The sequence below is a fragment of the Streptomyces sp. NPDC030838 genome (genome assembly GCF_055572035.1).
This window is the reverse complement of sequence record NZ_JBVIED010000018.1, coordinates 199,184-211,762: the sequence shown is the minus strand read 5'-3', so window position 1 is coordinate 211,762 and position 12,579 is coordinate 199,184. Positions and strand designations below refer to the sequence as shown.

At 71.3% G+C, this 12,579-nt stretch carries 12 protein-coding genes; 2 read left to right on the top strand and 10 right to left on the bottom strand.

Features of this window, described 5'->3' with window-relative positions; all coding sequences use genetic code 11:
• Nucleotides 1-7: 7 nt before the first annotated feature.
• The 7 genes from ACZ42A_RS35255 to ACZ42A_RS35225 all read right to left on the bottom strand — a co-directional run bounded on the left by ACZ42A_RS35255 (nt 8) and on the right by ACZ42A_RS35225 (nt 7,880).
• The gene (locus ACZ42A_RS35255) at nt 8-178 is read right to left on the bottom strand and encodes a hypothetical protein (protein ID WP_468531409.1); all 171 of its coding nucleotides are present in this window, start codon (nt 176-178) and stop codon (nt 8-10) included.
• 13 nt (nt 179-191) lie between these two features.
• The gene (locus ACZ42A_RS35250; RefSeq protein ID WP_468531408.1) at nt 192-1,991 is read right to left on the bottom strand and encodes a serine/threonine-protein kinase; all 1,800 of its coding nucleotides are present in this window, start codon (nt 1,989-1,991) and stop codon (nt 192-194) included.
• A gap of 26 nt (nt 1,992-2,017) precedes the next feature.
• Nucleotides 2,018-3,427: a DUF6777 domain-containing protein gene (locus tag ACZ42A_RS35245; protein ID WP_468531407.1), complete on the bottom strand. Its 1,410-nt coding sequence runs from the start codon at nt 3,425-3,427 to the stop codon at nt 2,018-2,020.
• 152 nt (nt 3,428-3,579) lie between these two features.
• Nucleotides 3,580-4,530 carry a cytochrome c oxidase assembly protein gene (locus ACZ42A_RS35240; protein ID WP_468531406.1) on the bottom strand — a complete coding sequence of 317 codons (951 nt, stop codon included), beginning with the start codon at nt 4,528-4,530 and terminating at the stop codon, nt 3,580-3,582.
• 155 nt (nt 4,531-4,685) lie between these two features.
• Entirely contained in the window at nt 4,686-5,711 is a 1,026-nt protein-coding gene (locus ACZ42A_RS35235) for a 6-phosphofructokinase (RefSeq protein WP_468531405.1), read from the bottom strand.
• A 180-nt stretch (nt 5,712-5,891) separates the two neighbouring features.
• The gene (locus ACZ42A_RS35230) at nt 5,892-6,620 is read right to left on the bottom strand and encodes a type 1 glutamine amidotransferase (RefSeq protein WP_468531404.1); all 729 of its coding nucleotides are present in this window, start codon (nt 6,618-6,620) and stop codon (nt 5,892-5,894) included.
• 21 nt (nt 6,621-6,641) lie between these two features.
• On the bottom strand, nt 6,642-7,880 hold the full coding sequence (locus ACZ42A_RS35225; RefSeq protein ID WP_468531403.1) for a DUF1727 domain-containing protein: 1,239 nt from the start codon (nt 7,878-7,880) through the stop codon (nt 6,642-6,644).
• 147 nt (nt 7,881-8,027) lie between these two features.
• Here ACZ42A_RS35225 and def point away from each other — a divergent pair, with 147 nt between their 5' ends.
• Nucleotides 8,028-8,573 (top strand): peptide deformylase, encoded by a 546-nt coding sequence (gene def, locus ACZ42A_RS35220; protein ID WP_468531402.1) that lies wholly within the window; start codon nt 8,028-8,030, stop codon nt 8,571-8,573.
• A 90-nt stretch (nt 8,574-8,663) separates the two neighbouring features.
• On the opposite strand, the gene ACZ42A_RS35215 is transcribed toward def, so the two are convergent.
• Nucleotides 8,664-9,308 carry a TetR/AcrR family transcriptional regulator gene (locus ACZ42A_RS35215; protein ID WP_468531401.1) on the bottom strand — a complete coding sequence of 215 codons (645 nt, stop codon included), beginning with the start codon at nt 9,306-9,308 and terminating at the stop codon, nt 8,664-8,666.
• Between the two features lie 171 nt (nt 9,309-9,479).
• On the opposite strand from ACZ42A_RS35215, the gene ACZ42A_RS35210 reads away from it, so the two are divergent.
• Nucleotides 9,480-10,709, top strand: a complete 1,230-nt coding sequence (locus ACZ42A_RS35210; RefSeq protein WP_468531400.1) for an acyl-CoA dehydrogenase family protein — start codon at nt 9,480-9,482, stop codon at nt 10,707-10,709.
• A gap of 167 nt (nt 10,710-10,876) precedes the next feature.
• On the opposite strand, the gene ACZ42A_RS35205 is transcribed toward ACZ42A_RS35210, so the two are convergent.
• Both ACZ42A_RS35205 and ACZ42A_RS35200 read right to left on the bottom strand, forming a co-directional pair.
• On the bottom strand, nt 10,877-11,113 hold the full coding sequence (locus tag ACZ42A_RS35205; protein WP_468531399.1) for a DUF6213 family protein: 237 nt from the start codon (nt 11,111-11,113) through the stop codon (nt 10,877-10,879).
• Nucleotides 11,114-11,138: 25 nt separating this feature from the next.
• Complete coding sequence (locus ACZ42A_RS35200) at nt 11,139-12,533, bottom strand: NADP-dependent succinic semialdehyde dehydrogenase (RefSeq protein ID WP_468531398.1); 1,395 nt, start codon at nt 12,531-12,533, stop codon at nt 11,139-11,141.
• Nucleotides 12,534-12,579: the final 46 nt, after the last annotated feature.

Here is a 12,579-nt window from a genome sequence, read left to right as displayed (position 1 = left end):
CGGAATCTCAGGTGCTGCGGGTGGCCACCATGGCGAGGGTGATCAGGCCCAGCACGACCCAGCCGAACCACAGCCAGCCGTTGCTGCCGAGCGCCACCGTGTAGGCCGTCACCACGACGAGCCCACCCATGGTGAGCACCCCCATGGTCTTCGTTGAACCGTCCGTAGAACCGGGCATCGCAACACCCTCCTCATGGCTCGTCCCCCTCCATGGTGCCCCCGTTCTGCTTCCGTACGGTGCACACGACAAGATGTGTGCCCGATTTCCAGGCCCCCTGGCCGGTCCACGACCCCGCCTCGTACGCCGACGGATCGAATCCGTAGTCACCCGGAGGCACGTCCCGGGCACACGCCGCGTCCGACCGGCTGCGGGCCTGCGCCAGGGTGAGGCCCTTCGCGAGCCGGGTGAAGCCCAGCACCTGCTCGTCGTACCGCCGCGCACAGGAGGCCAGCCGTACGTCCCGCGGGGAGCGGACCTCCAGGCAGTCCCGCTTCTGCATGCTCGCCGTGTCGCGGAAGGTCATCCCCGGCTTGCGATGCCCGCCGAGCGGCCCGTACACCGGCCCGTACGCACCGAGCAGCAGACAGGCCGTCCGCCGCCCGGCCGCCTCGAACCCCTGCTCGGTCGGTACGACGGCGAGGCTCCGCACGTCCGCCAGCCGCTCCCGGGCCTCCCGGGTCAGCTCCTCGCACCGCTCCGGCCCCAGCTCCCGCGCCTGCGCGGCGGACGCGGCCGGCACGAACCCCATCACCTGCCCGTCCGGCACCGCGTCCCGGCAGCTCGGATCCAGCGACAGCCGGGGCGTCCCGGCGAACCGCTCCCCGGGCCAGTCGGCGAGCACACAATCCCCGTTCCGCAGCGGCCGGGCGAGCCCCACGCCCTCGCCGTACGGCGACCCCGTCTCCGCGCCCTTGCCGGAGGACCGGTCGGCGGTCGCGTACCAGACCCCGCCCAGCGCCAGCACCAGCCCGAGCCCACCCGCGAGCGCCGCCCGCAGCGCCCGGGGGAGCGGCCGGCGGCCCTCGCCGGGCGGGGCGGGCCCGAACCCCGGGCCGTCCGGCGTCCGGCTCCACGGGGGCTGCGACCCGAGATCCGTCTGCGTCCGGCCGTACCCCTGCGGCTGCGGGGTGACGATCCCGGCCAGCGCCGCCTCGGCCTCCGGCGCCGCCATCCGCCGCGCCGGATCCTTCGTGAGCAGCGCCCGCAGGACGGGCTCCAGGGCGCCCGAGCGCACCGGCGGGCGCGGCTCCTCGGCGACCACGGCGGTCAGCTCCGCCAGCTGCGACTCGCGCTCGAACGGCCCGCGCCCCTCGACGCCGTAGTACAGCGTGCAGCCCAGCGAGAACAGATCGGCGGCCGGGGTGGGCGGCCCTCCGGTGGCCCGCTCGGGCGCCAGATAGCCCGCCGTGCCCACCAGCGCGGACGCCAGCGTGTACCGCGGCTCCCCGGCGTCCGGCTGCACCGAGATGCCGTAGTCGGTGAGCAGGACGCGCCCGTACGGCGCCCCGGTGCGGTCCGGCGCGAGCAGGATGTTCGCCGGTTTCACATCCCGGTGCAGGACGCCCCGCTGATGCCCGGCGGTCAGCGCGTCCAGTACCGCGAGGCCGATCCGGGCGCACTCCGCCGGGGCGAGCGGGCCGCGCCGGGCGACCAGCTCCCGCAGGTCCACGGCCCCCGCCACGTACTCCATGACGATCCACGGCAGCCCCTCGTGCTCCAGCACGTCGTGCACGGTCACCACATGCGGATGCCCGCGCAGCCCGGCCGCGTGCCGGGCCTCCGCCCGCGCCCGCGCGACCCGCGCCTCCCGCTCGTGGTCCGCCTCCGCCGGATCCCGGAACACGATCTCCTTCAGCGCCACCTCGCAGGCGAGTCTCTGGTCGTGGGCCAGCCACACATGCCCCATCCCGCCGCTGCCGAGCCGGTGCAGCAGCAGATAACGGCCGGCGATGACCCGGCCCACTCCCGACGTCGGTGATCCAGAAGGCATCCGGTGACTCCCGTTTCTGCGGGGGACTACGGAGTGGCGGTGGCGGTCGATACGGCGGTGCCCGGGGTGCTGGAGGGCGGATCCGGTGACGGCGCCTGGGCCGGGGGCGGCTGGCCCGTCGGCGTCTGGTCGGCGGGCGGACCGCTCGGCGGGGCCGGGGACGCCGACGGCGGCGGCTCGGAGGAGGACGGCGACGAGGGCGGCTCCTGCCGGGTCGGGGACGAGGACGGAGGCCGCTCGGACGAGGGTGAGGGCGCGCCGGGCGCCGAGGGCGTCGGCGACGCCGGACCGGACGGCTCCTCCGGCGAGGCGGAGGGGGCTGGCGTGGCGGAACCGGGGGAGTCCGATGAGCCCGGCGAGTCCGAGGAGCTCGGTGAGCCCGGCGAGTCCGAGGGGTCCCCGGACCCGGACGGACCGGACGGCTCCGAGGAGCCGGAGGGCCCAGGGGACCCCGAGGACCCGGGGGAGTCCCCGACCCCTGCGGAACCCGATGAGCCCGGGGAGCCCGTGGAGCCCGGGGAGCCCGTGGAGTCCCCGGACCCCGACGAGTCCGGGGGAGTGTCCGACCCGCTCCCCGAGCCGCTGCCCCCGTCCACGCTCAGCGTCACGTACTCCCCGAACGGCAGCTCGGTCCCCGCCGGCGGATCCGACGCCGTCACTCGTGCGTCGTCCGGCGGCAGCCCGCCCCCGTCCACCGCGACCGCGAGCCCGGCCTCGGCCAGCAGTCGGCTCGCCCGCCCGAACGTCGTCCCGGCCACGCCGGGCACCGTGCGCGGCTCGCTCGCGTCGAAGGCGGAGTCGTCCGCGCCGGTCGTCCCGGCGGGCCGGTGGATGCCCCGGCCGGGGTCCTCGACGTCGACGAGGGCCAGCCGGTCCAGGGTCCGGGCGGCGGGCCGTACGGCGACCACGGACGAGCGGTCGAAGCCGGGCCACTTCTCGTTGCCGTCCTCGAACCGGACCGAAATCCTCCGGGCATCCCCCTCGAAGGGCCGCAGCGGATTTCCGCAGGAGCACTTCACCGCGGGCAGTCCCCGCTCATCGACGAGAATCGCGATTCCGGCCTGGAGCAGGGCGTCGAAGGGGACCGCTTTTCCCTTCTTGTAGTCGTGGTTCTTCACGAGCGTGTCGGTCCGGAGCAGAACCGGTGCCAGCCGATCGAGATATTCCGGAATCTCACCCGTGGTGATGTGGAGGGCATTGGCCCAGGCCTGTGCCTTATGGTCATTCCTGGGATCCCTGAGAAATTCCTCCAGCCGGTCGACATCACAGATCTCCGGCTGTTTCGTGCCGCCGTAGAGACCGGGTGTGTCGCCCTGCTGGACTCCGCCGGGCGCCGCCCTCGACCGCACGTCGGCGTCATGGCCGAGCCCCGCGTCCTCGTCGAAGAACGGCGCGAGGGACGGCACGCCCGCCGCCACGGCCTTTACTGCGAACACGTGTGCGTCGCGATCGCATCCGCTCAATGCCAGTACGAATACCAGCGTGATCACGGCCCTGCGCACGACAACGCGAACGGTCATCACCGCTCCCCCCGGCGGTCCCCCCGACGCGTTTCATGCTACTGAACCGAACCGCCCGGAAAAGAAGTTCAGCGGCTTCGTGCGTTCAGTGAGGCCAAATAGGCGTTATACGCCTCGAGTTCCTTGTCGCCGTCCCGGTCCGCCGCCCGGTCCTTGCGCTTGGCCTGCCGCTGCTCCGAGCCGTACCACTGGAACAGCAGCGCGATCAGCACCAGCACGGACGGGATCTCGCTGAACGCCCAGGCGATGCCGCCCGCCGCGTTCTGGTCGGAGAGCGCGTCGATGCCGAGGGAGGCGGGCGGGTTCTCGTACGTCTTCACCATCGGGGTGGAGGCCATCATCAGCGCGATGCCGAAGAACGCGTGGAACGGCATGCCCGCGAACAGCTCCAGCATCCGCATCAGATAGCCGGGCCGGTGCGGGCCCGGGTCCACGCCCATGATCGGCCAGAAGAACACCAGGCCGACCGCGAGGAAGTGCACCATCATCGCGGTGTGCCCCGGCTTGGACTCCATCAGGAAGTCGAACAGCGGGGTGAAGTACAGGCCGTACAGGCTGGCGATGAACAGCGGGATCGTGAACACCGGGTGGGTGACGATCCGCATGTACCGGCTGTGCAGCAGCAACAGCAGCAGCTCGCGCGGCCCCTTGCGGCCCCGCCCGGCCGGCGGCAGCGCCCGCAGCGCCAGCGTGATCGGGGCGCCGAGCAGGATCAGGATCGGCGACAGCATGCTGATCACCATGTGCTGCACCATGTGCACGCTGAACATGACCATTCCGTAGTCGTTCAGCTGGGTGTTCATCATCAGCCCGATGCTCAGCACACCGACGGAGAAGAAGGCGGTCCGCCCGACGGGCCACTTGTCACCCCGCCGGGTCAGCCGGACGACACCCCATGCGTAGAGCGCCAGCCCCAGCAGACAAGCGACGAGAAAGAACGGGTCCGCGGACCACTGAAGCCCCTGCCCCAGCGTGAACGGCGGCAGATCCATGGTCATGCCGTGCCCGCTGTGATCCATCCGCCGGCTCCTGATTCGTGGGGGGTTTGTGCTGATGTCCGCCCACAAGAGTAGAGCTGCCCCCGGTCACCTCTGCGACCGGGGGCAGCTATGCCAACTCAAGGGGCGCGGGGAACTGCGCGAGCACCACACACAACCCGCACCCGCCAGGACGGCTAAAGCACACACTCCGCTTCCGCGTACCGCTCCGACGGCACCGTCTTCAACGACGACACGGCCTCAGCCAACGGCACCATCACGATGTCCGTCCCCTGCAACGCCGTCATCTGCCCGAACTCCCCGCGATGAACGGCCTCCACCGCGTGCCACCCGAACCGCGTAGCCAACACCCGGTCATACGCCGTAGGCGTACCGCCCCGCTGCACATGCCCGAGGATCACCGGCCGCGCCTCCTTGCCGAGCCGCTGCTCCAGCTCGACGGAGAGCTGACGGGCTATCCCGGCGAACCGCTCGTGCCCGTAGATGTCCTTGCCGCCCTCGTCGAAGGCCATGGTGCCGGGCTTCGGCTTGGCCCCCTCCGCGGCGACGACGATGGCGAACCGCTTGCCCGCCTCGAACCGCTCGCCGACCCGCGCGGTCAGCTCGTCGATGTCGAACGGCCGCTCCGGCACGACGATGGCGTGCGCGCCCGCCGCCATTCCGGAGTGCAGGGCTATCCAGCCGGTGTGCCGCCCCATGACCTCCACGATCAGCACCCGCTGGTGCGACTCGGCGGTGGTCTTCAGCCGGTCCAGGGCCTCCGTGGCGACCCCGACGGCCGTGTCGAAGCCGAAGGTGACGTCGGTGACGGCGATGTCGTTGTCGATGGTCTTCGGCACGCCCACGATGGGCAGGCCGTTGTCCGACAGCAGCCGGGCCGCCTTCAGCGTGCCCTCGCCGCCGATCGGGATGATCGCGTCGAGGCCCAGCTCCGCGACATGCCCCTTGGCGCGCTCCACGCCGTCCCGCAGATGCTCGGGACGGACCCGGGAGGAGCCGAGGATGGTACCGCCGCGGGCGAGGATGCCGCCGACCGCGTCGAGGTCGAGCTTCAGATAGTCGCCCTCCAGGAGGCCTTTCCAGCCGTCCCGGAAACCGATGACCTCGTCGCCGTGGTCGGCGACGGCACGGTGCACGACGGACCGGATGACGGCGTTCAGACCGGGGCAGTCGCCGCCGGACGTGAGGACACCAATGCGCATAGCCCGAAATACCTTCTCAACGTGGGCCGGGGACCGGACCACGTTGTCCGGCGGGAATCCCCGCCACCCTAGCGGCACAAGGGGGCGGGGCCGAACCGTGCGTCCGCCTGCTGGACGACCCCGCTCACCTGTGCGGACGTACCGTCAGACGGGCTGGTGAACTGCGCGTCAAAACCCGGTTTACGCAGGCTGCTGCGCAGCCGCGATGCGCTCGTTGCGCAGCGCCTCGTACCACCGGTCGTCCACCGGCGGCAGCGCGTTGACGTCGAGCGCCAGCTTCAGCAGATGGTCCGCGATGAGCGGGTTGCGGGCGAGCACGGGGCCGTGCATGTACGTACCGAACACGGTGTCGTTGTACGCCCCCTCCGTGCCGTCGCCCGTGCCGTTGCCCTTGCCCAGCCGCACCTGCGCGAGCGGGCGGGCGGTCGGGCCGAGGTGGGTGACGCCCTGGTGGTTCTCGAACCCGGTCAGCGGCGGCAGCCCGAGCCGCGGGTCGATGTCCGCCAGCACGTCGCCGACGCACCGCTCGCCCTCGCCGCGCACCGAGACCACGTCGAGCAGGCCGAGGCCGGGCTCGCGCTGACCGAGGTCGTTGATGAACTCGTGGCCGAGGATCTGGTAGCCGGCGCAGACGGAGAAGACGATCGCGCCGTTCCCCACGGCCCGGTGCAGACCCCCGTCGCGGCGCAGCCGCTCGGCCGCGAGCCGCTGCGGCCGGTCCTCGCCGCCGCCGATGAGGTAGATGTCGCCGGAGGTCGGGATCGGCTGGTCGCTGCGTACGTCGAGCCGGGCCACGTCCAGGCCCCGCTGCCGCGCCCGGCGCTCCACGACGAGGACGTTGCCCTGGTCGCCGTAGGTGCTGAGCAGGTCGGGGTAGATCCAGACGATCCGCAGACTGTTGTCGCTCATGGTCATTGTCCTTCGACTCACTCAGTTGCCGACGCGGCGGCGCAGGTCCTGGAACGCGGTGTAGTTCGCGATGACCTCGATCCGGCCCGGCGGGCACATCTGCACGGCCTGGTCCAGGTTCTCGCAGACCTGGAAGTGCTGGTTGGCGACCTCCAGCCGCACCGCCAGGTCGAGCTTGCGGTCGCCGATGACGAAGATCGGGTGGCCGGTGAGCCGGGTGTAGTCGACGTCCCACAGCCAGGAGGTGTCGGTGCCGTCGGCGCTGCGCGCGTTCACGGAGAGGATCACCGGGGTGGGCGGCGGGTCGATCAGGGAGAACGTCTCCAGCCACCCGGCCGGGTTCTTCGCCAGCAGCAGCCGCAGGTCACGGCCCTCGAACTGGACGACGTCGTACCGCCCGGCCACCGCCTGCACCTGGTACATGCGCTCCAGGGCGACCTGCGGCGGCACGCCGAACACGGCGGCGACCGCGGCCGAGCTGGCCGCGTTGGCCTTGTTGGCGCGGCCCGGCAGCTGAAGGTGGATCGGCCACGCCGAGCCGTGCGGGTCGAGGACGTGGTCGCCGGAGAGCGCCCAGCTCGGGGTGGGCCGGCGGAAACCGCACTCGCCGCAGAACCAGTCGTCGCCGGGGCGCTGCATCACACCGCCGCAGGCGGGGCAGGACCAGGCGTCGTCCTTCCACATCTGCCCGGCCGCGACCCAGATCACATTCGGGGACGAGGACGCGGCCCACACGACGAGCGGATCGTCCGCGTTCGCGACGATCACGGCCTTCGACCCGGCGAGGCCCTCACGCCAGTTCTCCGCGAGCATGCGGGTCTCGGCGGCCCGGTCGAGCTGGTCGCGGGAGAGGTTCAGCAGCGCGATGCACTTGGGGTCGGTGTCCCGGGCGACGCCCGCGAGGTACTTCTCGTCGACCTCGATGACGCCGTACTTGGCGTCCGAGCCGCCCGCCAGCGCCGAGGTGATGCCGGCCGGCATGTTGGCGCCGAGCGCGTTGGACACCACCGGGCCCGCGGCCCGCAGGGCCTCGGCGATCAGCCGGGTGGTGGTGGTCTTGCCGTTGGTCGCCGAGACCAGGACGACGTCCAGGTTCTGGGCGAGCCGGGCGAGGAGGTCGGGGTCGAGTTTCAGCGCCACCCGGCCGCCGATCACCGAACCGCTGCCGCGTCCCGCGGCCCGCGATGCCGCAGCGACCGCCTTGCCCGCGGTCACGGCCAGCTTGGCCCGCGGCGTGAGCGGGTCCGAGTTGCCTGCCATCAGTTCTCGATCCTCCTTGCGTACGCGCCGCCCTCAAGCCTGTCGGCAACGTGGTGGTGGTCAGCCTATCGAGATCCATTCGCACTCCCGAATCCCGGCCCGTGCCACGTGGGCAGCGGCGGCTGAGGGAACCGTACCCTTGCGCCCATGCGACACGGCTCGATCCCGGGCGCCCACGGGCGCGTCCGGCCCCTCACCCTGCTCGGCGACCCCGCTTTGCACACCCCTTGCGCGGAGGTCACCGACTTCGGCCCCGAACTGTCCCGGCTCGTGGAGGACTTGTTCGCGACGATGTACGCGGCCCAGGGGGTGGGCCTGGCGGCGAACCAGGTGGGGGAGTCGCTGCGGGTGTTCGTGTACGACTGCCCGGACGACGAGGATGTCCGGCATCTCGGACATGTGGTGAACCCGCGCCTGGTGGAGACGGACGGGGTGGTGATCCGGGGCCCCGAGGGCTGCCTGTCCCTGCCGGGGCTGGAGGCGGGCACCGAGCGCTATGACCACGCCGTGGTCGAGGGCTTCACGATGACCGGCGAGCCCGTGACGATCCACGGCACGGGTTTCTTCGCCCGCTGCCTCCAGCACGAGTGCGACCACCTGGAGGGCAGGGTGTACGCGGACCGCGTGACGGGCTGGCGCCACCGCAGGTTGATGCGACAGGTGGCCCGAGCTTCCTGGCGCCGGTCAGGGTGACCTACTCAGGGGCGCGGGGCTGTATCAATATGCGGCTCCGCCGCGTGGGCGCGACCAGCCCCCACCGGCCCGCAGCCGAAAATGCGACCGTCAGAACCCCGGACCGCCCATCTTGTCCCCAGCCGCAGCAAGCCGTCCCCACAAGAGGTCAGCCAAAGCCCGCACCAACTCCTGCCGCGAACAGGGACGTTCACCCAGCCACCAGTCCCCGGCGGCGTGCATCATCCCGACGATCCCATGCCCCCACACCCGAGCCAGCCGCTCACTGTCCGGCCCGAGGTCCACCCGCTCCTGGATGACCTTGCCCAGCTCCTCGCCCATCCTGCGGAGCACCGGCGCCGAGTGCTTGCCCACGTCGAAGCCCTGGTCCCCGGCCTGACCGCCCTCCGCCGGATGCATCAGAAAGCGATACACCTGCGGCCGTGCCTCGATGGCCGCCAGATATGTGTCCAGGGTGGACTCCACCCGCTCCCGCCGGTCCGCGGGCGCGTCCAGCGCCGCCCGCAGGGAGTCCAGCAGCGCGTCCGTGTGCCGCTTGGCGAGCGCCGCGTAGAGCCCGCCCTTGTCGCCGAAGTGGCGATACAGGATCGGCTTGGTGATGCCCGCCTCGGCGGCGATGGCGTTCATGGACGCCTGTGGCCCGTCGCGCAGCACCACCCGGTCCGCGGCCTCCAGCAGCTCGCGCCGTCGGCGGTCGGCGGACCGCTGCTGCTCGGTCCGCTGCGTGGTGTCCATGAGCTCTCCCCACCCGTGTGAATCGGTGACGCCTGCGCAAACTAACACTCAACACGCCGAGACCATCGAACGGGCTGCCGGGGGCGACGGGTGAGTTGACTTTTCCTACCCGCCGGTAACAGACTGCGGTTACCGCAAGTAACACGCACGTGCGCCGCCGCTGGAGGGGACATGGCCGAGTTCACCATGGAGCTCAACGACGAACAGAAGGAGGTCCGGGACTGGCTGCACGGCTTCGCCGCCGACGTCATCCGCCCCGCGGCCGCCGAATGGGACGAGCGTGAGGAGACTCCCTGGCCGGTCATCCAGGAGGCCGCGAAGGTCGGCATCTACTCCCTCGACTTCTACGCCCAGCAGTACTTCGACCCCACCGGCCTCGGCATCCCCATGGCCATGGAGGAACTCTTCTGGGGCGACGCGGGCATCGCCCTCTCCATCGTCGGCACCGGCCTCGCCGCCGTCGGCGTCCTCGCCAACGGCACCGAGGAGCAGATCGGCACCTGGATCCCCCAGATGTACGGCGACGCGAACGACGTCAAGGTCGCCGCGTTCTGCTCCTCCGAGCCGGACGCAGGCTCCGACGTCGCCTCCATGCGCACCCGGGCCGTGTACGACGAGGCCAAGGACGAGTGGGTGATCAACGGCACGAAGACCTGGGCCACCAACGGCGGCATCGCCAACGTGCACGTGGTCGTGGCGGTCGTCGACCCGGAGCTGGGCTCCAAGGGCCACGCCTCCTTCATCATCCCGCCGAACACGCCGGGCCTGTCCCAGGGCCAGAAGTTCAAGAAGCACGGCATCCGTGCCTCGCACACCGCCGAGGTCGTCCTCGACAACGTCCGGGTGCCCGGCTCCTGCCTGCTCGGCGGCAAGGAGAAGCTGGACGAGCGGCTGGCGCGGGCCCGCGAGAAGGCGAAGGCCTCCGGCGGGGAGCGCGTGAAGAACGCGGCGATGGCGACGTTCGAGGCGTCCCGTCCGGCCGTCGGTGCGATGGCGGTCGGCACCGCCCGCGCCGCGTACGAGGTCGCCCTCGACTACGCGAGGACCCGCGAGCAGTTCGGCCGCCCGATCATCGACAACCAGGGCGTCGCTTTCCAGCTCGCCGACATGCGCACCCGGATCGACGCCGCCCGTCTGCTGGTGTGGCGTGCCTCCTGGATGGCGATCAACGGCAAGCCGTTCACCGCGGCCGAGGGCTCGATGTCCAAGCTGTTCGCCAGCGAGACGGCGAAGAAGGTCACCGCCCAGGCCATCCAGATCCTCGGCGGCAACGGCTACACCCGGGAGTACCCGGTGGAGCGGATGCACCGGGACGCCGCCATCTACACGATCTTCGAGGGGACGAGCGAGATCCAGCGCCTGGTGATCGCCCGCACACTGTCGGGGATGCCGATTCGCTAGCGCGGACGCCGGTGCGCCGGCCGGGGCGGGTGTCTGTCATGCTGACGCCATGATCTTCCCGTTCCTGGTCGGCGTCTCGGTGCTGCTCGCTGTCCTCATCGCGGGCACCTGGATCGTCTACGAGTTCCAGAAGGAGTGCAGGTCCAGGCGCCGCGCCTGAGCACCTGCTACGGCGTGCTCCCGCTGCTGTGCGCGATGCACGCCACATCGATACGGTCGGCCAGCTTCGCCAGCTCGATGGTCAACGCGGCCACCGTGTCCTCGTCGAGCCCCTCCTCGCCGGCCTCGACGAGATGCAGCCACCGCCCGCCGACCATGCGGAGCAGCTTGCTCACATCGGCCGCGGCCACCTGCAAGGTCCCGCGGTCGTCGACGATCAGAGGCAGAGTCACTTCGCGGTTCACACCCGGGATCGTAGCCGCGCGGCCCTCACGCACCGTGCCAAACCGTGGTGATGTTGCAGAACTCGCGGATTCCGTGCCCGGACAGCTCACGCCCGTACCCGGACCGCTTCACCCCGCCGAACGGGAACGCCGGGTGGGACGCGGTCATCCCGTTGACGTACACCCCGCCGGCCTCCAGGTCCCGTACGAACCGGTCGACCTCGTTCTCGTCCCGGGTCCAGACGTTGGAACTCAGCCCGAACGACGAGTCGTTGGCGATCAGCACCGCCTCGTCCAGATCGCCCGCCCGGTACAGCGTGGCGACCGGCCCGAACGCCTCCTCGCGGTGGATGCGCATCTCCCGGGTGATGCCGGCGAGCACGGTCGGCGGGTAGTACCAGCCGGGCAGCTCGGGCCGGCGGATCCGGTGGCCGCCGCACAGCACGGTCGCCCCGCTGCGCACCGCGTCGTCCACCAGCTCCTCCAGATCGGCCCGCCCCTGCTCGCTGGAGAGCGGCCCGACCTCGGTCTCCTCGTCCGTCGGGTCGCCGACCTTGAGCGCCTTCATCCCGGCCACGAACCGCTCGGCGAAGGTGTCGTAGACGTCCGTGTGCACGATGAACCGCTTGGCGGCGATGCAGGACTGCCCGGCGTTCTGGCAACGGGCGTTGACCGCGACCTCGGCGGCCCGGTCCAGGTCGGCCGACGGCATCACGACGAAGGGGTCGCTGCCGCCCAGCTCCAGCACCGTCTTCTTGACCATCTCGCCGGAGGTGGAGGCGACCGCGCGGCCCGCGGGCTCGCTGCCGGTGAGGGTGGCCGCCTTGATCCGCTCGTCCCGCAGGATGTCGTCGACCGCGGCCGAGCCGATCAGCAGAGTCTGGAACGTGCCCTCGGTGAAGCCCGCGCGGTGGAACAGGTCCTCCAGGTAGAGGGCGGTCTGGGGCACGTTCGAGGCGTGCTTGAGCAGGCCGACGTTGCCCGCCATCAGCGCGGGCGCGGCGAACCGGATCACCTGCCAGAGCGGGAAGTTCCACGGCATCACCGCGAGGATCGGGCCCAGCGGACGGTAGCGGACGCGAACGCGGGAGGCGCCGGAGTCCTTCACATCCGCCTCGGCGGGCTCCTCGTCGGCCAGCAGTTCCTCGGCGCGGTCGGCGTACCAGCGCATGGCCTTGGCGCACTTGGCGGCCTCCGCGCGCGCCTGCCGGACCGGCTTGCCCATCTCGGTGGTGATCACCTTCGCGATGTGCTGCTGGTCCTCGTCGAGGAGGTCGGCGGCCCGGTGCATCAGACGGGCACGCTCGGCGAAGGAGGTCGTCCGGTAGGTGCGGAAGGTGGCCTCGGCGAGCTGGATCCGGCGTTCGATCTCCTCCTCGCCCATGGCCTCGTACGTCTTGAGCGTCTCGCCGTTCGCCGGGTTCACCGTCGCGATGGGCATGGCTGACCTCCTGGCAAGGGACTGTGCTTCGACCTTCGCGCGCGGC